At 60.3% G+C, this 19,509-nt stretch carries 16 protein-coding genes and 1 riboswitch; of the genes, 8 read left to right on the top strand and 8 right to left on the bottom strand.

What is annotated here, in order from left to right; genetic code table 11:
* Positions 1-92 precede the first annotated feature (92 nt).
* The 4 genes from HX792_RS04960 to HX792_RS04975 all read left to right on the top strand — a co-directional run bounded on the left by HX792_RS04960 (position 93) and on the right by HX792_RS04975 (position 3,539).
* Positions 93-1,904 (top strand): penicillin-binding protein activator, encoded by a 1,812-nt coding sequence (locus HX792_RS04960; protein ID WP_176995040.1) that lies wholly within the window; start codon positions 93-95, stop codon positions 1,902-1,904.
* On the top strand, positions 1,904-2,275 hold the full coding sequence (locus tag HX792_RS04965) for a YraN family protein (RefSeq protein ID WP_176995041.1): 372 nt from the start codon (positions 1,904-1,906) through the stop codon (positions 2,273-2,275). Before HX792_RS04960 ends, HX792_RS04965 begins: the two co-directional genes overlap by 1 nt.
* A 92-nt stretch (positions 2,276-2,367) precedes the next feature.
* Positions 2,368-2,961 (top strand): phosphoheptose isomerase, encoded by a 594-nt coding sequence (locus HX792_RS04970; protein WP_024073509.1) that lies wholly within the window; start codon positions 2,368-2,370, stop codon positions 2,959-2,961.
* Positions 2,958-3,539, top strand: coding sequence for a BON domain-containing protein (locus HX792_RS04975; protein WP_176995042.1), 582 nt, complete (start codon positions 2,958-2,960; stop codon positions 3,537-3,539). Before HX792_RS04970 ends, HX792_RS04975 begins: the two co-directional genes overlap by 4 nt.
* A 65-nt stretch (positions 3,540-3,604) precedes the next feature.
* Here the strand turns inward: HX792_RS04975 and HX792_RS04980 are convergent, their stop codons facing one another.
* From HX792_RS04980 to HX792_RS04990, 3 genes are all read right to left on the bottom strand, one after another.
* Positions 3,605-4,372 (bottom strand): OmpA family protein, encoded by a 768-nt coding sequence (locus HX792_RS04980; RefSeq protein ID WP_176995043.1) that lies wholly within the window; start codon positions 4,370-4,372, stop codon positions 3,605-3,607.
* A 232-nt stretch (positions 4,373-4,604) separates the two neighbouring features.
* Positions 4,605-5,249, bottom strand: coding sequence for an MBL fold metallo-hydrolase (locus HX792_RS04985; protein ID WP_176995044.1), 645 nt, complete (start codon positions 5,247-5,249; stop codon positions 4,605-4,607).
* Positions 5,250-5,739: 490 nt separating this feature from the next.
* A complete protein-coding gene (locus tag HX792_RS04990) occupies positions 5,740-6,018 on the bottom strand; it encodes a hypothetical protein (protein ID WP_176995045.1) in 279 nt (92 codons plus the stop codon).
* A 130-nt stretch (positions 6,019-6,148) separates the two neighbouring features.
* Between HX792_RS04990 and HX792_RS04995 the strand changes: the two genes are divergently transcribed.
* Together HX792_RS04995 and HX792_RS05000 are read left to right on the top strand one after the other, a co-directional pair.
* The gene (locus HX792_RS04995; RefSeq protein WP_176995046.1) at positions 6,149-6,820 is read left to right on the top strand and encodes a response regulator transcription factor; all 672 of its coding nucleotides are present in this window, start codon (positions 6,149-6,151) and stop codon (positions 6,818-6,820) included.
* Positions 6,817-8,079, top strand: coding sequence for a HAMP domain-containing sensor histidine kinase (locus tag HX792_RS05000; RefSeq protein WP_176995047.1), 1,263 nt, complete (start codon positions 6,817-6,819; stop codon positions 8,077-8,079). Before HX792_RS04995 ends, HX792_RS05000 begins: the two co-directional genes overlap by 4 nt.
* Before the next feature lie 11 nt (positions 8,080-8,090).
* Here HX792_RS05000 and HX792_RS05005 read toward each other — a convergent pair whose 3' ends face one another.
* The 5 genes from HX792_RS05005 to HX792_RS05025 form a co-directional block, all read right to left on the bottom strand.
* Positions 8,091-10,820, bottom strand: coding sequence for a LuxR C-terminal-related transcriptional regulator (locus tag HX792_RS05005; protein WP_176995048.1), 2,730 nt, complete (start codon positions 10,818-10,820; stop codon positions 8,091-8,093).
* 255 nt (positions 10,821-11,075) lie between these two features.
* Positions 11,076-12,440 (bottom strand): DUF1329 domain-containing protein, encoded by a 1,365-nt coding sequence (locus HX792_RS05010; protein WP_176995049.1) that lies wholly within the window; start codon positions 12,438-12,440, stop codon positions 11,076-11,078.
* Positions 12,441-12,483: 43 nt separating this feature from the next.
* On the bottom strand, positions 12,484-14,346 hold the full coding sequence (locus HX792_RS05015) for a DUF1302 domain-containing protein (protein WP_176995050.1): 1,863 nt from the start codon (positions 14,344-14,346) through the stop codon (positions 12,484-12,486).
* A 333-nt stretch (positions 14,347-14,679) separates the two neighbouring features.
* Positions 14,680-16,362 carry a fatty acid--CoA ligase gene (locus tag HX792_RS05020; RefSeq protein ID WP_176995051.1) on the bottom strand — a complete coding sequence of 561 codons (1,683 nt, stop codon included), beginning with the start codon at positions 16,360-16,362 and terminating at the stop codon, positions 14,680-14,682.
* A 238-nt stretch (positions 16,363-16,600) separates the two neighbouring features.
* Positions 16,601-17,233 carry a LysE family translocator gene (locus HX792_RS05025; protein ID WP_176995052.1) on the bottom strand — a complete coding sequence of 211 codons (633 nt, stop codon included), beginning with the start codon at positions 17,231-17,233 and terminating at the stop codon, positions 16,601-16,603.
* Positions 17,234-17,317: 84 nt separating this feature from the next.
* Between HX792_RS05025 and HX792_RS05030 the strand changes: the two genes are divergently transcribed.
* On the top strand, positions 17,318-18,283 hold the full coding sequence (locus HX792_RS05030) for a 2-hydroxyacid dehydrogenase (protein ID WP_176995053.1): 966 nt from the start codon (positions 17,318-17,320) through the stop codon (positions 18,281-18,283).
* 30 nt (positions 18,284-18,313) lie between these two features.
* A complete protein-coding gene (locus HX792_RS05035) occupies positions 18,314-19,312 on the top strand; it encodes a class I SAM-dependent methyltransferase (RefSeq protein WP_176995054.1) in 999 nt (332 codons plus the stop codon).
* Between the two features lie 51 nt (positions 19,313-19,363).
* Positions 19,364-19,483, top strand: a riboswitch (yybP-ykoY riboswitch).
* The last annotated feature ends 26 nt before the right edge of the window (positions 19,484-19,509 follow it).

The following is a 19,509-nucleotide window of genomic DNA, read 5'->3' on the forward strand; positions in this document are numbered from 1 at the left end:
CTAAATCGACGGTTTCACGCCAGTAACATCGCGCCTGGGCCAGTGCTTGGGTACAATTCCACGCTAATTTGATCGGTATCAGGAACACTTACATGATCGCTTGCCTGCGGCTGCTCTCCGCCCTCTGCCTCGCTGCCTTGCTGGCCGCTTGCGCCAGCTCGCCCTCGTCCAGCCTTGGCGACCTTCCACGGACCCCGGATGCCAGTATCGAGCAACTGCTCGAACAGGCTACTACCGCCAAGACGCCAGAAAAGGCCGCCCTGCTGCGCCTGAGCGCGGCAGACATGGCCTACAAACAGAACAACCCGGCCCGCTCGTCGCAGATCCTTGCACAGGTGCCGCTGGATGTTCTCAAGCCAGCTGCGCAAGTCTTTGCCAGCACCCTGGCCGCCGAACTGGCCATGGCGCGCAACCAGCCCAAGGCTGCGTTGACGGCCTTGAGCCACCCGAGCCTGCAAAGCCTGCGTGACCTGCCGGCAGAGCAGCAGGTGCGCACCGGCACTGTGCACGCCCGCGCCTTTGAAGCCGACGGCCAGACCCTGGCAGCCGCGCGTGAACGCGTGGCCATGGCCCCGTTGCTCAGCGGAGATGCTGCAAAAAACAACCATGAAGCCATCTGGGCGCTGATTGCCGCCCTGCCGGCCGAACAGTTGCAAGCCAGCGGCAACCCGACCCTCGACGGTTGGATCACCCTGGCCCAGGCGGTCAAGGGCGCCGGAACCCTGGAACAGCAACAGGCCGCCATAGACACCTGGCGCGCGCGAAACCCAGGCCACCCGGCCGCAGTAGAACTGCCATTGCCGCTGACCAAGCTTAAGGAGCTGGCCAGCCAGCCCCTGAACAAGATCGCCCTGCTGCTGCCACAGGACGGCCCACTGGCCTCCGTGGGCAAAGCGCTACGCGAAGGTTTCATGGCCGCTCACTACCAGGCCGAACAGGCCGGGCAGAAACCTCCGGTCATCGAGTTCTATGACAGCTCGCGCCTGACCTCTCTCGACGACTTCTACACCAAGGCCAAGGCTGCCGGCGTGCAACTGGTTGTCGGCCCGCTGGAGAAGCCGCTGGTCAAACAACTCGCCGCTCGCCCTCAGTTGCCGATCACCACCCTGGCCCTGAACTACAGCGAGACCGACCAGAACCCGGCGCAGCTGTTCCAGTTTGGCCTTGCCGCTGAAGACGAAGCCCGCGAAGTCTCGCGTCGTGCCCGTGCCGACGGCCTGCACCGCGCTGCCGCCATGGTGCCGCGTGGCGAGTGGGGCGAGCGTGTCTACAAAGCCTTCCGCCAGGATTGGGAAGCGAATGGCGGCACCGTCGTCGGCGTCGAGTACGTCGACCAGCCGGTAGCACTCGCCCAGCAGATTGCCGACCTGTTCCAACTGCGCAAGAGTGAAGGTCGCGCCAAGAGCCTACAAAGCACCGTGGGTACCGACGTAGCGGCGCAGCCGTCGCGTCGTCAGGACATCGAGTTCATCTTCCTGGCCGTGACGCCGCAACTGGCTCAGCAGATCAAGCCGACCCTGAACTTCCAGTACGCCGGTGACGTACCGGTGTACGCGACCTCCCACGTGTTCAGCGCCAGCGGCGACAAGAACCAGTACCTGGACATGACCAACGTCATGTTCTGCGAAACCCCTTGGCTGCTGAGCACCACCGACCCACTGCGCAACCAGGTCGCCGCACAATGGCCGCAAGCCAATGGCAGCCTGGGCCGCCTGTACGCGATGGGCGTCGACGCCTACCGCCTGGCGCCACGCCTGGGCCAGCTCAAGGCACTGCCGGACACCCGCGTTGACGGTCTCTCGGGCAGCCTGGGCATCAACGCCAACCAGCGCGTTGATCGCCAGATGCCGTGGGCGAAGTTCGTGGGCGGCGACATCCAGCGCCTGCCAGACACCCCGCGCTGATGCCCGAGCGGTCCAGTGCACAAAGCGGCAAGGATGCCGAACTTCAAGCGCTGAAGCACTTGCAACAACAGGGTCTGCGCCTTCTGGCGCAGAACTGGTTGTGTAAACGCGGTGAGCTTGATCTGGTCATGCTTGACGGCGATACAGTAGTATTCGTCGAAGTCCGCTACAGAAAACACGCACAATGGGGTGGCGCGCTCGCCAGTATCGACGGGCGCAAGCGTCAGAAGCTGATACTCGCCGCGCAGTTTTTCCTGCAAAAAGAGCATCGCTGGGCTGATTCCCCCTGCCGTTTCGATGTGGTTGCCATAGAAAGCACACCGTCTGGTCAGGCTGATCTGAGTTGGCTCAAAGATGCCTTCGACAGCTGATTCACCGGACATCTTCACCACACACTTTTGCTCTTTGCTTTGCGGGCTGCACATTCCTGTGCCAAACAGCCGCGCTACTTAAGGTCACACAGATGGACATGCAATCCCGAATTCGCCAGCTTTTCCAGGCCAGCATCGACACCAAGCAACAGGCGATGGACGTACTTGCACCGCACATCGAGCAAGCCAGTCAGGTCATGGTCAATGCCTTGCTCAACGAGGGCAAAATGCTTTCGTGCGGCAACGGCGGTTCGGCCGGCGATGCCCAGCATTTCTCCTCGGAGCTGCTCAACCGCTTTGAGCGCGAGCGCCCGAGCCTGCCGGCCATCGCCTTGACCACCGATTCGTCGACGATCACTTCGATCGCCAACGACTACAGCTACAACGAAATCTTTTCCAAGCAGATCCGTGCCCTGGGACAACCCGGCGATGTCTTGCTGGCGATTTCCACCAGTGGCAACTCGGCCAATATTATTCAGGCGATCCAGGCCGCACATGATCGCGAAATGATTGTCGTAGCATTGACCGGTCGTGATGGCGGCGGCATGGCGTCATTGCTGCTGCCAGAGGACGTGGAAATTCGCGTCCCGGCCACTGTCACCGCACGTATCCAGGAAGTCCACCTGCTGGCGATCCACTGCCTGTGCGATCTGATCGACAGCCAACTGTTTGGGAGTGAAGAATGACCGTTAACCGCCTCAGCCTTATGGCCATTACCCTGTGCCTCGCTATCAGCGGCTGCAGCACGGCCATCACTGCAACACGTGACACCCCTATCCAGGACGACAAGGGCACCCGCACCTTCGGCAGCAAGATCGATGACTCGTTGATCGAAACCAAGGTTGAAGTCAACGTCGCCAAGGCCGCTACCGACTTGGGCAACGGCGCTTCGCGCATCGTGGTCACCAGCTTCAACGGCGTGGTACTGCTCGCGGGCCAAACGCCGCGCGCCGACCTCAAGGCCCAGGCCGAACAAGCCGCCTCGACCGTGCAGCGCGTGAAAAAGGTGCACAACGAACTGCAGGTCATGGACCCGATCACGCTGCTGGCCATCAGCAACGATGCCTTGCTGACCACCAAGATCAAGGCGCAGATGCTGACCGACAACGCCATTCCCGGCTCGCGGATCAAAGTGATCACCGATAACGGCATCGTCTACATGATGGGCCTGCTGACCCAGGCAGAAGCCACCCGCGCCGCTAACCTGGTACAGGGCGTGTCGGGCGTACAGAAGGTCGTGAAGCTGTTCGAATACATCGACTGATGTAACCGGCAATAAAAAAGGGCGCCGTGCATTGACTGCACGGCGCCCTTTTTAGTGGCCAGCGTTTATTGGTACTGCTGGTACGGGTTGCCCTGGAACTGGTTGTTCTGCTGTGGCGCCTGTTGCTGCTGGGCAGGCTGACCATATTGCTGACCAGGGATCGGGCCCAGGTTCACCTCTACACGACGGTTTTGGGCACGGCCATTGACGTCGGCGTTGCTGGCGATCGGGTTATCCGGGCCGGCACCGCGTGCGCTCAGGTTGGTCGGGCTCACGCCTTGGGACGTCAGGTAGTTGGCCACGCTCTGCGCACGACGCTGGGACAGGTCCATGTTCAGTTGGCGGCTGCCGGTGCTGTCGGTGTAGCCGACGATCTGGATGGTGTTCTGATTGAACTGCTTGAGCGAGTTGGCCAGGTTGTTCAGCGGCTGGTAGAAGCTGCTGGAGATCGCATCCGAGTTGGTCGCGAAGGTAATGTTGCCCGGCATGATCAGCTTGATCTGATCGCCCTGACGTTGAACTTCAACCCCGGTGTTGGCCATGCTGGCTCGCAGTTTCTTTTCCTGCTGGTCGGCGTAGTAGCCATAACCTGCACCACCCAGGCCGGCCACGGCAGCGCCGATCAGGGCACCTTTGCCACGGTTGTTATGGTCGATGGCAGCGCCGGCCAAACCACCGGCCAGTGCAGCCAGGCCGCCATACTTGGCTGTGTTGCTGATACCCGATGAGCCGTTTGCCTGTCCTTGGCTACCATCGTATGGATTAGGAGACGCACAGCCGGACAACAGGGCAACAGCCGTGGCAACGACAAGCAGACGACGCGAAGTGAACATGAAGGAAGCTCCTACTTTTGCATTCTGTGATGCAGAGGACATTGGCAATGGACCTGTGCCGAGCTTGGAACACGACAAACGGCAAAAATTCCCTGCCCGGCAGGCTCCTGCTCTACAACAGGTGAGCACACTAAAACCCTAGCAGACGCTTCCTGAACGGTGATTGTCATTTTCACTCTATGTGCGGTAGGACGGTCGCCTCTTGGTATCCGGAAAAACACCGAGTCGCAGCTTATGCCCGCACAAAAGGGTTCTCGCGCATTTCATCGCCCAAGCGGGTGTCCGGGCCATGGCCGGCCACCACCGTCGCCCCTTCATCCAGTGTGTACAAGCGCTGCTTGATCGACCGCACGATGGTCGCCTGGTCCCCGCCCCACAGGTCGGTACGCCCTACCCCACGACGAAACAGGGTGTCGCCGGCAATCAACAGTTTGGCGTCGGCAAACCAGAAACTCATCGACCCCGGCGTATGCCCAGGGGTATGCAGCGCCACACCGCAGCCGCAGGCCAATTCCTCTTCGTGCTCAAGCCAGCGGTCCGGTGAGGGTACTGGAGTGTAGGGCACACGAAACATCTGGCATTGCATTTCCAGGTTATCCCAGAGGAATTGATCCTCCTTGTGCAGATGCAGGGTAGCGCCGGTCTTCTCTTTCAACTGGCCGGACGCGAGGAAATGATCAAGATGGGCGTGGGTATGGATGATGCTCACCACCTTGAGGCCCAGCGCGTCGAGGCGGGCCAGGATCAGCTCATGATTGCCGCCTGGGTCGACCACGATGGCTTTTTTGGTGATCGGATCGCCAATGATGGTGCAGTTGCACTGCAACGGGCCGACGGGGAACGTTTCGCGGATCAAAGGCGGTCTATCGGTTTGCATGAACATGTCTCGACATATGGAGAAACCATTTTAAACCGGTGACGTGCCTGGCGGCATGTCATCAGCGCCCAGGCAGCTGTCACGCCGTTTCAATACCTGAATCGTGCAACTTGTTTCGCACGCGCGCATGCGTTCCCGGACGTCATCCACCCGAGCATTGAACCAGACAAAATAGATACCCAAGCCAACACTGATGACCAGTATCAAACCTATGCAAAATGTCGACTGCATGGAATAGCTCTCCACCTCTGAATCAACACTCATCGGATCACCTCGCCAGGAGCCTCAAAGACATTTGAGTGGAGTGCCATCGATGAATCCGTGGAAGAGGGATTCACCACGCCCAGCAGCGCGGGCAGCAGCTGCGAAATGAAGAGCGGCATACTTCGCCTCACTGCCGCTTCCGGTTCGCTCTCGACGACGCCACATGAGCCCATCGCCAGAAAAAACATCAGCAAGAGCGTGGTCTCAAGCAATGAGGCCCGGCGCATTATCCTTGCCTCTCAAGCGAGGCCCCTGGAACCGGGCAGAGTTGTACCAAACGGTATGTCCTCTCAGGCGCGTTGAGGCCATTGACGATGAGTTCATTCTCAAAAGCTTCGCTATCAACCTGCTTTATCTGCGAAACATCTTCGAGGCAGGGAGGTTCAACCTCCAAACTAATATCTGCATACAACTCTCTTGCGTCGGAGCGAGCGAAAGGACTGATCATCATCCCTATGATGATGACAACCAGAATCAGGGCCCTGCTAGTACCGTAGCTATTCATGCCGTTACTCCTGTTTCAGGGAAAGACGGGAGCACCGTAAAAGAGCCGAGGTTACTAACCGGTTAACACAGGCGAAGGGGGCTCCAGGGGGCGCTAAGCTGGAGCCCGTTCAACGCAGGGAACACTGCCTATGCATATCCACACCTTGCTGATCGAAGACAACCTCGACCTCGCCGCGACGCTTGTCGAATACCTGGATATCAGCGGAATCATTTGTGACCACGCCGCTGATGGTCAAAGCGGCCTCAACCTGGCGCGACACTCGCCTTACGACGTCATCCTCCTGGATATCATGTTGCCCAGGCTCGACGGCCAGAAAGTCTGCCGCACCTTGCGAGAAGCTGGCGTGCAGACCCCCATCCTCATGATCACCTCCCTGGACAGCCTGCAAGACAAGCTGGACGGTTTTGCCTGCGGTACCGATGATTACCTCGTCAAGCCGTTCGAGCTGCCCGAACTGGTTGCCCGCCTTCGCGCCTTGAGCCAGCGACTCAGCAGCCAGGCCAGCCTGTTGCAAGTCGCCGACCTGCAAATGAACCTCGCAACACGCGAGGCGAGGCGCAACAACCAACGCCTGCATCTTTCGCCCACCGCCTGGCAACTGCTTGAGTGCCTGCTGCGAGCCAGCCCGAACCCTGTCAGCCGAGAACGCCTGGAACGAGCGATCTGGGGCGATGAGCCGCCTGATAGCAACAGTTTGAAAGTCCACCTGTGCCGCCTGCGTCGCAGTGTGGACAAGGGGTTCACCGTGCCCTTGATCCACACGCAAGCCGGTGTGGGTTTTTGCCTCAGAACCCCATGAAACTGACTCTCAGCCTGAAATGGGCCATCGGCGCAGGCGCCTCGCTCGTGCTGGTAGTGAGCTTGTTTGTGTACGTGCACGCTGTCTCGAGCTTCTCACGGCACACGCTGGACTACGTTGTCAGCCGGATGATTGAAGAAGAAGCGCTTTATTTTGCCCAGCGCTATGAAAAAGACCCTCTGACGCCACTGCCCCACGGCTTCGCCTTCTCTGCTGTGATCGGCAAAGACGCCTTGCCCGCACCTTTACGAACACTTCTGCAAACACCCCCATCACGTGTGATCGGTACCGTGCAGGTATTCGACCACCCCGAGACCACCCACATACAGGCGCAACGTTTGTACGAAGGGAAAACCCTTTATCTGTTCGAATCCCCACGAGACGAAGATGCCCGCGATGAACCGCGTCCATCCGACAACTATTGGGAAACCAAATTTCTCGATTTGCTGCTGATCGGCCTTTCGGTTCCAGTCGTTGCCCTCATGGTGATCATCTTTCTGGTCTACCGCGTCGTCAGCCCACTGCATCGCTTGACGCAATGGTCGCAGAGACTCGCAAAGCCATCTTCGGAGCCCACCGCGCGCCCTGGCTTTTGCTACACAGAGTTCAACCTGCTGGCGTCTTCGCTCTCCGAAAGTGTCAGTAGCGTCAAGGCTGCCACCTTAAGAGAGGAGCGCTTGCTGCGTTACACCAGCCACGAATTGCGCACCCCGCTGGCAGTGCTCAAGGCCAACCTGCAGTTGCTGGAAGCCAAGGGCGAACTCTCCAGCGCATTACTGCGTATCCAGCGCTCCGTGCGGGATATGCAGGGCATTACCGAAACGCTGCTATGGATGAGCAGTGAACAGAGCAAGTCTCTCCTGGCGATCAAAGTAAACATGGCACGGCTGCTGGACGAGTTAGTGGAGGATAACCGTTACCTCATCAACTCACGTCACCTGACGCTGACGATGGACGTGGAAGACGCCCCCTACCAGCTTCCCCCCAACGCCTGTCGCATTGTTATTGGCAACCTGCTGCGTAACGCGCTGCAATATGCAGATCAGGGTTGCATTCAAATTGCTTGCAACACCCAAACATTCACCATGGTCAACCACATCGCGGGCACGCCAAAAGAGGCCGAGTCCGCCGACTATGGATATGGCTTGGGGCTGGAGTTGGTACAACTTTTATGTGAAAAACTCGGCTGGCATCTTCATCAGCACAAGGAAGGGCACTATTTCACGGTAAGGCTGATGTTCGCGCAGCGCTCGCCCTGAGAAAGCGGGTCTCAAACCAACAAGCCCATGCTTTGCGCGCGCGCCACCGCCTGCGTCCTGCGCTCTACGCCCAGCTTGCTGTTGATATGGCTCGCATGGGTTTTCACCGTGTGCAGCGAAATAAACAACCGGTTACTGATTTCCTGGTTGGAACAGCCTTGGGCGATCAGTTGCAGCACCGCCAGTTCGCGGGTGCTCAAGGTTTCGTGGCTGGGTGAGGTTTCGGCAACCGCAACCACCGGAAGCAGCCCCAGCAGGCTTTGATTCAGCAAGCCGTGGGGGTCTTTGCCAAGCTGCTCGCGCATCCAGTCGGGGTAGTTTTCCAACAAGCGCTGGAAGGGTTGCAATGCACCACCGGCGCCCGCCTCAAGCGCTTGCACCAACACTGGCCGAGCCTTGGTTTCCTGGCCGTTTTCAAGCAGCAGATGCGCCTGTTGGGTCAGCGCCATCAGAGCAATCATCTGGCGACCGTCGTTGTGCGCCTGCTGCGCCAGTTCTTCGAGCCGTTGCAGGGCGGCGGCAGGTTGATGACGTGTGGCGTCCAGTGCGGCTTGTTGCAGGCCGATATGTTGCGGCAAGTGTGGGTGAAACTCCGGTGCGGCGGCGGCATGCTCGCCGTTGTAGGTCTGCCCCAGCCGCGCCAGCCAGGCATCGGCCAGGTCGGTACGCCCCTGGGCCAGCCACAGTTCGCATTTGATCAAAGTGATCATCGCCAGGTAGTAAATCGGCGGCACGTCCCAGATATGCATCAGGCGCTCTGCTTCGGCCAGCTCGGCGAACGCCTTGGGGAAATCATTACGCCGCCCCTCGAAGTTGGCGATGACGCAATGCCCGATCAGCACACTGATGTCCCGGCAGGCACGCGCTTCAGCCAGGCCGGCACGCAAGCGCGCCAGGCCGGCTTCAGGCTGATAACGCACCAGCAGCAAATAGCCTTCGTAGAGCGATAACCGCGCTCGCACGGCGTACAGCCGCTGGGGCGCCAGGCCATGCAAGCGTTGCAAGCCCTGGCGCACTTCATCGAGGGAGCGCAGGATTTCGCCTCTGGCCTGCAACACGCGGGCGCGATCGTAATGAGCCAGGGCTTCAAACAATGGGTTGCCGACGCGCTGCGCCAGCTCCAGGGATTCACGGTTCAGGCCACGGGCACGCCACAAATCAGCATCGACAATCGCCAGGTTGGAGAGCGTCGACAGGCACATCAGGCGCTGGCCGTAGCGCTTTTGCGGCAGGCTTTCCAGGGCCTCGCTGCAATAGCGCTGGGTCAGTTCGCGATCCCCACGCCCCCGGGCAATAATCCCACTCAGTGCCAGCCACTGGGCCAGCATCGACTTTTGCGCGGTGGCCGACGGTGCCGGCAGGAAGCGACTGAGGTAGCCCGATAATTCTTCTGCCGCATCCAGCTGGCACGCCAGCCCCAGAGCCCAGCTGTACAGCACGATCAAGCGCGGCGTGCTGATCAGCAGGCTGTCGGGCAAGTCCATTTTCCAGCGCAGCAACATGCCCACGTTCTGCTCGGCCAGCAGTTGCTCTTCGGACAGGTTCTGCACCAGGTTCGCCGCCACGTCGAGGTGACCGGCGCGCAGGGCCTGCTCCACCGCTTCATCGATCAGGCCCTGGGCGTTGAACCAGCGGCACGCTCGCAGGTGCAGGCTGGCCACCGGCAATGTGGCGTTCTTTGCGCGACGGGTGCGCAGCAAGTCGGAAAACAAATGGTGATAGCGAAACCAGTGACCCTGCTCATCCAGCGGCACCAAAAATACCTGGTGGGCCTGCAGGTAGCGCAAGGTCTCGGCGCTGTCGTGGGCGTCGCGCACCGCGTCGCACAGTTCGGCGCAAAAGCGTTCCTGGGGGGCAGTGTCGTAGAGAAACGCCTGGACCTCGACGGGCAGGCAGTCAATCACTTCTTCAAGCAGGTAATCGCGAATCAGCCCTTCCCCGCCATGCAGGTTCTGCGGCAAGGCACCTTCATTGCCGGCCTCAGAGGCGGCCAACAACCAGAAACGCAGGCCAGCCACCCAGCCTTCGCTGCGCCGAATCAAGTTATCCAGCGCCTCGCCGCGCAAAGAGTTGCTGTGCTGATCCAATACAGCCAACGACTCATCGTGGGTAAGGCGCAGGTCTTGCTCGTGCAATTCCAGCAGATGCCGTGACAGGCGCAACCGCGCCAGATGCCAATCCGGACGCTGGCGACTGGTGACCAGTACCACCAGGCCGTCGGGCAAATGGTTGAGGAAAAACTGCAGGCAGCGATCCAGCACCGGGCCCTGGGCCAGGTGGTAGTCATCCAGCACCAGCAACAACGGCGCGCGCGTGGAAAGGTGCAGCGTCAGCTCATCGAGCAAGCCATCGAGCCATTCTTCAAAGGCAAACGGCTGGTGACGCTGGCGCATTTTCAGCAAGCCCAGGGATTGGGCGCCGATCTGCGGGAAATATTGCTGCAGACCGTCGAGCAGGCGCTCGAGGAAGCGGCCGGGGTCGTTATCCCGGGGGCTCAGCCCCAACCACAGGCTTTGCCAATGGGCCGGCAGGCCCTGGCAGAACTCCACCGCCAATGAACTCTTGCCGAACCCCGCTGGCGCGCTGACCAGCAGCAACCGCCCTTCCAAGCCTGCACTCAACCGTTCGCACAGGCGAGGCCGCAGCACATAGCCGTCAGGCAGCGGAGGCCTGAAAAAGCGTGCTTCCAGGGTCGGAATCACGACGTTTGCAGGCCCTTGGATTCGGGACAAATCAGTCATCGCCGGGCTCTTGTAGAAGGCTGTTGTCGGCATTGCAGATGTCCGCAGACTAGCGGTAAAAGCGGCGGGTTTGTAGATCTTTGCAACATTTGCCTGAAAAAGAACTGCGACAAAAAATCTCAACACAAACAAATGTGGGAGCTGGGCTTGCCCGCGATGCAGCCACCTCGGTCTATCAGACCTACCGAGGTGATGCTATCGCAGGCAAGCCAGCTCCCACACAAGCCCAACGCCTACAGGGGATGTTGCTGTGGGTTAGCGGACGCCGTCCTGGCGCAAGGCCGCCGGGGTGAAGTCGCTGGTGGTGGCGGTGAAGCCGAAGTCATAGGCCTGTTTCTCTTCGTTCTTCATGCCCAGAGCCAGGTAGCGGCCGGACTGCAGGTCGTAGAGGGTTTCCAGGGCGTACCACGGCACTTGCTTGTCGTAGTAGTTTTCAGCATGGGCTTCGGCGACACGCCACAGTTGGCCACGGCCGTCGTAGTGATCGATCACCGCGGCTTGCCAGGTGTCTTCGTCGATGAAGAAGTCACGCTTGGCGTAGATATGGCGCTGGCCTTCCTTCAAGGTCGCGACCACGTGCCAGACGCGGCGCAGCTCGTAACGCGCCAGGTCCTGGTTGATGTGGCCGGCCTTGATGATGTCGGCGTACTTGAGCTTCGGATCGTCGATCTTGTAGCTGTTGGAGGCGATGTAGATTTCTTTCTTGCCCTCAAGCTTCCAGTCGTAGCGGTCCGGGGCACCGTTGTACATGTCGAGGTTGTCGGAAGTACGCAAGCCGTCAGCGGCAGTACCCGGGCCGTCATACGACACTTGCGGGGCCCGACGCACACGGCGCTGGCCGGCGTTGTAGACCCACGCCGAACGCGGTTCCTTCACCTGGTCCAGGGTTTCGTGCACCAGCAGCACACCACCGGCCAGACGCGCCGGCGCGGTCACTTGCTGCTTGAAGTAGAACAGCACGTTGCCCGGGTTTTTCGGGTCGTAGTCCTTCATCTTGTCGCGGAACACGAACTGGTCGCGGAAGTACACCAGGCTGAACGAGCCGTTGGTTTGCGGGGTGGCCTGGGTCACCAGGCGCGTCACGCTGCCGCCACGATAGCGGGTGATGTGGTTCCAGATGACTTCCACGCCACTTTTCGGGATCGGGAACGGGATGGCCGTTTCGAAGTTTTCCAGGCCGTTGCCGCCCGACACCAGGTTGGTGTTGGTGGCGTTCTTCTTGATGGCCGCAAACACATCAGCCGGCACGGTGGCGCCGCGATGAGTCGGGTAGACCGGCATCTTGAAGGTGTCCGGGTAGCGCTTGAACATCGCGTACTGCCCTGGCGCCAACTTGTCCTTGTACTGCTCGACGTTTGCCGCGGTGATGGTGAACTGCGGTTGTTCACTGGCGTACGGGTTGGCCAGGAAACCACGGGCGTCGACGGCGCCAGCGTTGGTTGGCAGCGGCGACCATTTCGGAATGGTGCCCGCCGCGTTACCGGCCATCTCGGCGCCCATCGGGGTCAGGGTCGTGCCCAGCTTGGCGGCTTCATCCGCCGAGACTGCCGCCATGACGTTGCTCGCCAGGATCGACAGCCCAAGCACACCCACGTGCAACAGACTTTTCGTTATTTTCATGTTCTGGCCTTCCTGAAATACAGACTGCAAAAAGAGTGTGTGCTTAGAAGTTCACGCCGACGCTCAGGGCGATAAAATCGCGGTCGTCCACGGTGCTGAAATCCCCTCCAAAGAAGTTGGTGTAGTTCAGGCTCGCGGTGTAGGTGTTCTGGTATTCGGCATCCAGGCCCAGGCTGACAGCCTTGCGACCTTCCTCGAAGTTACCGCCAGGGCCTGGCGAGTAACCTTTTACGTCGTGGGACCAGGCCACGTTAGGCTTGAGGTTGACGCCTGCAAACACATCCGGGTATTCCCAGATGGCCCGCCCACGGTAGCCCCAGGACGTGGCGGTGGTGAAGCCGTCGTTGTTGCAATTGGTGTTCAGGCTGCTGGCGTTGGGCAACCCACCACCTTGTGCAGTCGAGTTGTTGAGTGCCGCGCAAGCACCGTTAGGCAATGTGCCTGGGCCGAACACCGGGTCACGCCCGTAACGCACTTTGGATTTGCTCTCCAGGCCACCGACGTAGGTCATGCCGACTTCGCCTACCAGCGTCAGGCGGCTTGCGCCCATGACCTGATCGAAGAAGTGCGTGAACGTGGTTTGGAGTTGGGTGATTTCCTTACGGCGATAGCCATCCAGGTCCTGCCCGGGAACACCTTTCAACAGCGAGGCGTTGCCCAGCACCGGGCCACCCAAAGGCACCACGCCGGCATACAGGATGTCCGTAGAGTTCAACTGCACAGGCGCATTTGGCCGATAGCTAACCTCTCCACTCCAGGCCGTCCCAGTAGGCAACGTGGTGGAGAAGCTCAACCCAAAGAGGTGGATATCTTCTGGGTAATCAACGAAGTATTTCGAGTTGCCTGCCACCACCAAAGGCGCAGCCGTTCCCAAGAAGGGGGCGAGGTTATAGATCGACTGAGGTGCACCAGTGGCACTAAAGATCGGCGCGCGGCTGTGATAGTTCATGTAGTAAGCGCCGAATTCAGTGTCCAGCGGCTCAAAGTTGTAATGCATTGCGAAGCCGTACTGGCCACCATCACGTGCATTACGGTTTGGCGCGCGGCGTACCAGCACCCCTTCTTCGTTTATATCGACGCCACGGGCAGCCAAACCCGGCAACGCTGCAGCCGGAAGCGTCGAGCGCTTGTTCAACACTCGCAAGTTGTCATTACAGCCCGTGGTAATGATGTCCGGCTGCGAGAAGAAGGTCCCGCAGTTGTCGGTAACGGTCTTGTCCCAGCCAATCTGGTAGAAGCCTTCAGCCGACACATTGTCGGTCAGCGTCTGCGACAGGTAGAACATGTTGACCGGAATCAGGCCTTCCTTGATCTCAGCCCCTGGGCGACGGAAAGCGGCCACGTCGATCGGGTTGATGGCGTTGATACCGCCACCGATGAAGGTACTTTCACCCCAGCTCACCACCTGCTTGCCCAAGCGTACAGAACCTGGCTCATCGCCAATCGAGTAGTTGTGGTAGACGAAGGCGTCGAGGATCTGCGCACCGGAAGACCGCGCGCCCGTTGGGCGGTGGTCGTCGCTGATGTTCTTGAAGTCCAGGTCATCGTCTTTGAGTTTGAAGTCGTACCAGTATTTGCCGCGCACAAACACACCGGTATCGCCATATTTCAATTCAAGGTCATGGATACCCTTGAAGATCTTCGAGAAGGAATCACCCTTATCAAAGTTCAGATGGCCGTCGTCAGACGTTTGCGACAACCCCTTGCCGCCATTGTTAACGCCAATCAGGTCTTTGTTACGACCTGCCGCTGACCAACTCGCCCCCACCGACAGAGAGGAGTCAAAGCTGCCTTCGATTTCACCGATGTTGAAACTGACGCCGAATGCGGGCCCGGCGAGCGTAGAAGCGAGACTGACGGCCAGGGGCAGTCTTGCCCGGCGCCAGAACTGGTTTACTGAGGTCATCGACGCTACTCCATGTGCATTATTGTTATGGCAGTGAGTTTTTTCTTTCAGATGCATGTAACGGCCGGAATACAACGATTCCAATGCCGAACGGCAACCGGGCCCGCATGGCCCGAAGCGCAACATCCTTGAAAAACTCTGGGAAGGACTATAGCCAGCAGGGGGTATCGCTTGATCCCTCTAAAGTGTGATTTGCATCACCAACCCGTCTGCCACAACCCTTTCGCCATGCCGACGAAGGTCGGCGGGGCAAGGATGGCTGAAAATCGGCAAATCACAAGTGAAGGCGCCAGATAGAGCATTGCCGCGCCCGAACGGGCGCGGCGGAAGGCATCAAAGGGTAGACAGGAACGTACTGTTGTTGGCCTGCCATTCGATGATGTCGATGCGGATACGTTTTTTGTCGAGCTTTCCTACACTGGTCTTGGGAATTTCAGTAACAACCGCGATCTGGCTCGGAATCGCCCACTTGCTCAGGTGGCCCAATTCAACGAAGGGCTTGAGGTGTTCCTTGAGCTCCCGGGCACCTATCACATGGCCATCACGCACCACCAGCAAGGCAAACGGGCGCTCGCCCCACTGCGGGTCGGCGATGCCCACCACCGCTACTTCGCGTACCGCCGGGTGACGGCTGACCAGGTCTTCCAGGGCCAGGGACGAGATCCACTCCCCGCCCGTTTTGATCACATCCTTGATACGGTCACGGATATCGATCACGCCAAATGCATCAAGGGTGGCCACGTCACCGGTGTGCATCCAGCCGCCTTCCCACAGCTCGGCGCCCTTCTGTGGCTCGTTGAAATAACCTTCGCTGAGCCACGGCGCACGCAGCACCAGCTCGCCCTGGGACTCGCCATCGGCGGGCAGGAAGTTACCGTCAGCGTCGATGATCGCCGCCTCCACCAGTGGCCCGGGCACACCGGCCTTGATGCGGTAGGTGGTACGTTCATCCTCGGTGCCAGCCATCAGTTCTTCATTGAGGTGGGCACAAGACACCAGCGGCCCGGTCTCGGACATGCCGTACGCGGCCGTCAGCTGAATCCCACGGGCCTTGGAGGCTTCGTACAAGGTGCGATTGAGCGCACTGCCGCCAATCACGATCTTCCAGCCACCAAAATCCACGCCCTGGGCGGCCTTGGCATTGAGCACCATCTGCAGGATGGTCGGCACGCAGTGGGAGAAGGTGACCTTTTCCTTGCGCCACAGCTCCACCAGGTACTCGGGGTCGTAGCGGCCGGGGTAGACCTGCTTCAGGCCAAGCATGGTCGCCACATACGGCAGGCCCCAGGCATGTACATGGAACATCGGCGTGATCGGCATGTACACGTCGTTGGTGCCCAACAGGCGCACGCTGTCGACGCTGCCCATGATGGTCGCCACGCCCATGGTGTGCAGGACCAGTTGGCGGTGGGTGAAGTACACGCCCTTGGGGTTGCCAGTGGTGCCGGTGGTGTAGAAGGTGGTGGCGACCGAGTTTTCGTCGAAATCCTGGAAGTCGTACGCGGGGCTGGCGGCGGCCAGCAGGGTTTCGTACTCGCCCACCAGGCCTGGCAACTCGGCGGTCTTGGCGTCACCGTCGGTGAGCAGCAGGGTCTTGTCGACGGTCGTCAGGTGCCCGGCAATCGCCTGGTAGAGCCCCACGAATTCGCTGTTGACCAGCACGAAGCGGTCTTCGGCGTGGTTCATGGTGTAGAGAATCTGTTCCGGCGACAGGCGCACGTTGATGGTGTGGATCACCGCGCCGATCATCGGGATGGCGAACATGCATTCGAGGTAGCGATGGCTGTCCCAATCCATCACTGCCACGGTATCGCCGGCCTTCACCCCGGCCTCGGTCAGCACATTGGCCAGCCGGGCAACCCGTTCGATCAGGGTGGGGTAGGTGTAGCGCAGTTTGTCGCGGTAGATGATTTCCCGGGTTTTCTCGTAGCGAGTCCCGGACATCAGCAGGCGTTTGATCAACAGCGGGTATTGGTACGCGCCTTCGGCGGGCGGGATAACACGGGTCTGCAACATACGAATCCCTTATCTGACTGCACGGTCTTGGCTTGAAGACCTGCACTTTAGAGACCTTATGTTTCAGCCAAATCAGCCAAAGGAATGATTTGCAGCGCCCAATGAATGCTAGCTTTGAGCCATTACTGGAGCCTTGCAGAGATCCAATGTGGGAGCTGGCTTGCCTGCGATGGCCTTAACTCGGTATTTCTGAAACACCCAGTCGCCTGCATCGCGGGCAAGCCCGGCTCCCACAGGGTTATTTCATACTGGTAAACGCCAGCTTCACCCCAATCGCAATCAACACCGCACCCATGGTCCGATCAAACCAGTGCCCCATCCGCGCAAACCCGGCGCGCACGCGTTGCTGGCTGAACAGCATGGCCACCAGGCAGAACCACAGTGCCGTCGCCACCGCCAGGTACACGCCATAACCGGCCTGGATCGCCAGCGGTGTGTGCGGGTTGATCACCACGGTGAACAGCGACAGGAAGAACAGCGTGGCCTTGGGGTTCAAGCCATTGGTCACGAAGCCTGCGGTAAAGGCGCCGCGCGGCGTGCGCTCGCCTGCTTCGCGGTGCAACTCGCCTTCGACCGGTGGCTTGGCGGGCTGGGCACGCAAGGCCTTGAAGCCGATGTACAGCAGGTACGCCGCAGCCGCCCATTTGAGTGCGTTGAACAGCACGATGGACTGGGACACGATCAAGCCAATGCCAAGCAACGAGTAACCCACATGCAGAAAAATCGCCGAGCCCACGCCCAGGGCTGTCCAGGTTCCGGCGCGACGGCCGTGGGTCACACTTTCACGCACCACCACGGCGAAATCCGGGCCGGGGCTGGCCACGGCCAACAAGTGAATCAAGGCTACGGTCAAAAACTCGGCGACGTACATGCTCACTCCATTAAGTAACTGATTATTTCATCTGATAGGCTCCGGAGATTACGCCTTCAAACCCTGTCGCAAAAGGTACAGTTGATGACGAACAATCGCCGTGCGGTCTTCCTTGATCACCCTTCCCTGGACCTGGGGGACCTTGACCTCAGCGAGCTGCGAGACAGTTTCAGCGAGTTGCAGCTGTACTCGGGCACCACCCCGCAGAACGTGCTTGAACGGGTGCAGGGCGCCCACGTCGTCATCAGCAACAAGATCGCCCTCAGCACCGAAACCCTGGCGGCCTGCCCGGGACTCAAGCTGATTCTGGTGTCGGCCACCGGCACCAATAACGTCGACCTCGACGCCGCCCGTGCCCATGGCATCACCGTGAGCAATTGCCAGGGCTACGGTACGCCGTCGGTGGCGCAGCACACGATCATGCTGTTGCTCAACCTGGCCACGCGTTTGAAGGACTATCAACGGGATGTCAGCGCCGGCAAGTGGCAGCAAGCCAAGCAGTTTTGCCTGCTGGACCACCCGATTGTCGAGCTGGAAGGCAAGACCCTCGGCCTGCTCGGCCACGGCGAGTTGGGCGGCGCGGTAGCGCGCCTGGCTGAGGCCTTCGGCATGCGCGTGCTGCTCGGTGCGATTCCGGGGCGCCCTGCCCGCGCCGATCGCGTGCCGCTGGATGAGCTGCTGGCCCAGGTCGACGCACTGACCCTGCACTGCCCGCTCAACGAACACACCCGCGACTTTATCGGCGCCCGTGAACTGGCGCTGCTCAAGCCTGGCGCGTTTGTGGTCAATACCGCACGCGGCGGCTTGATCAACGAACAAGCACTGGCCGATGCGTTGCGCAGCGGTCACCTGGGCGGCGCGGCCACCGATGTGCTGAGCGTGGAGCCGCCGGTCAACGGCAACCCACTGCTGGCCGACGACATCCCCCGGTTGATCGTCACCCCGCACAACGCCTGGGGCAGTCGCGAAGCACGCCAGCGCATCGTCGGCCAACTGGCGGAAAACGCCCGGGGCTTTTTCAGCGGCGCACCGTTGCGCGTCGTGAGTTGATAAACTGCGCCCCTTTTCAAGGAGCAGACCATGGATCCGCGCAGTGAAGTACTGCTTCGTCAGGCCGAACTTTTTCAAGGCAACCTGCTGCTGGTCGGGTTGCCTGCCGACGACTTGCTGGGCCGCCTGCCCAACGCCCACGGCTGGAGCTGGCACGCAGGCGACCAGGCAGCCCTGGACGCACGCTTCCCCGAGCGCAGCCAATTCGGCGTGAACGTGCCCGAGCGTGCGTTCGATGCCGCTGTGATTTTCCTGCCCAAATCCAAGGACCTCACCGACTACCTGCTCAACGCCGTGGCTGCACGCCTGCCCGGCGCCGAGCTGTTTCTGGTGGGGGAGAAAAAGGCCGGCATCGAAAGCGCTGCCAAACAGATGATCCCGTTTGGCAAGCCGCGCAAGCTGGATAACGCGCGGCATTGCCAGTTGTGGCAAGTCACCGTGGCCAACGCCCCGCAAGCGGTGGAGCTGGAAAGCCTGGCCCAGGTGTTCGACGTGCCGCTGGCCGAAGGGCCGCTCAAAGTGGTCAGCCTCCCCGGCGTGTTCAGCCACGGGCGCTTGGATCGCGGCACCGAATTGCTGTTGGAGCATTTGGACAAGCTGCCCAGCGGCCATCTGCTGGACTTCGGTTGCGGCGCCGGCGTGCTGGGGGCTGCGGTCAAACGTCGCTACCCGCACAACAGCGTGACCCTGCTCGATGTGGATGCCTTCGCCGCCGCCAGCAGCCGCCTGACACTGGCTGCCAATGGTCTGGAAGCCGAGGTACTGACCGGTGACGGAATCGACGCCGCGCCGATGGGTTTGAACGCGATTTTGAGCAACCCGCCGTTCCATGTCGGGGTGCACACGGATTATTTCGCCACGGAAAACCTGCTGCGAAAAGCGGCGAAACACCTGGCAAAAGGCGGCGAACTTCGCTTGGTCGCCAACAGCTTCCTCAAGTACCAACCGCTGATCGAAGAGCATCTGGGCGTGTGCGCAATCAAGGCCGAAGGCAATGGTTTCCGCATTTACCGTGCCAAGCGCGGCTGACGGGCGTTTGAAAAAGAAGGCTTGCCGAATGGGTTTTGCCTAGGCAGAATCCGCTCCGTCCTAGGGGAGTAGTCTCCCACGAGCGCCACGCTCGTCCGGCATACGTCAACATACTTGGTCAGCAGACCATGGCGTATGCGACCCAGGAGTCCGCACAGACGGACCGGGGTTTGACAAGACCTATGACACGCACACCT

Source organism: Pseudomonas sp. B6002 (assembly GCF_013385985.1).
Lineage (GTDB): Bacteria > Pseudomonadota > Gammaproteobacteria > Pseudomonadales > Pseudomonadaceae > Aquipseudomonas.

Coding starts and splice junctions, on each gene's coding strand:
- HX792_RS04995 (WP_176995046.1), top strand. CDS start 6,149: ATGCATATCCACACCTTGCTGATCGAAGACAACCTCGACCTCGCCGCG.
- HX792_RS04980 (WP_176995043.1), bottom strand. CDS start 4,372: ATGTTCACTTCGCGTCGTCTGCTTGTCGTTGCCACGGCTGTTGCCCTG.
- HX792_RS04965 (WP_176995041.1), top strand. CDS start 1,904: ATGCCCGAGCGGTCCAGTGCACAAAGCGGCAAGGATGCCGAACTTCAA.
- HX792_RS05010 (WP_176995049.1), bottom strand. CDS start 12,440: ATGAAAATAACGAAAAGTCTGTTGCACGTGGGTGTGCTTGGGCTGTCG.
- HX792_RS05000 (WP_176995047.1), top strand. CDS start 6,817: ATGAAACTGACTCTCAGCCTGAAATGGGCCATCGGCGCAGGCGCCTCG.
- HX792_RS05005 (WP_176995048.1), bottom strand. CDS start 10,820: ATGACTGATTTGTCCCGAATCCAAGGGCCTGCAAACGTCGTGATTCCG.
- HX792_RS05015 (WP_176995050.1), bottom strand. CDS start 14,346: ATGACCTCAGTAAACCAGTTCTGGCGCCGGGCAAGACTGCCCCTGGCC.
- HX792_RS05035 (WP_176995054.1), top strand. CDS start 18,314: ATGGATCCGCGCAGTGAAGTACTGCTTCGTCAGGCCGAACTTTTTCAA.
- HX792_RS05025 (WP_176995052.1), bottom strand. CDS start 17,233: ATGTACGTCGCCGAGTTTTTGACCGTAGCCTTGATTCACTTGTTGGCC.
- HX792_RS04970 (WP_024073509.1), top strand. CDS start 2,368: ATGGACATGCAATCCCGAATTCGCCAGCTTTTCCAGGCCAGCATCGAC.
- HX792_RS05020 (WP_176995051.1), bottom strand. CDS start 16,362: ATGTTGCAGACCCGTGTTATCCCGCCCGCCGAAGGCGCGTACCAATAC.
- HX792_RS04960 (WP_176995040.1), top strand. CDS start 93: ATGATCGCTTGCCTGCGGCTGCTCTCCGCCCTCTGCCTCGCTGCCTTG.
- HX792_RS04985 (WP_176995044.1), bottom strand. CDS start 5,249: ATGCAAACCGATAGACCGCCTTTGATCCGCGAAACGTTCCCCGTCGGC.
- HX792_RS05030 (WP_176995053.1), top strand. CDS start 17,318: ATGACGAACAATCGCCGTGCGGTCTTCCTTGATCACCCTTCCCTGGAC.
- HX792_RS04990 (WP_176995045.1), bottom strand. CDS start 6,018: ATGAATAGCTACGGTACTAGCAGGGCCCTGATTCTGGTTGTCATCATC.
- HX792_RS04975 (WP_176995042.1), top strand. CDS start 2,958: ATGACCGTTAACCGCCTCAGCCTTATGGCCATTACCCTGTGCCTCGCT.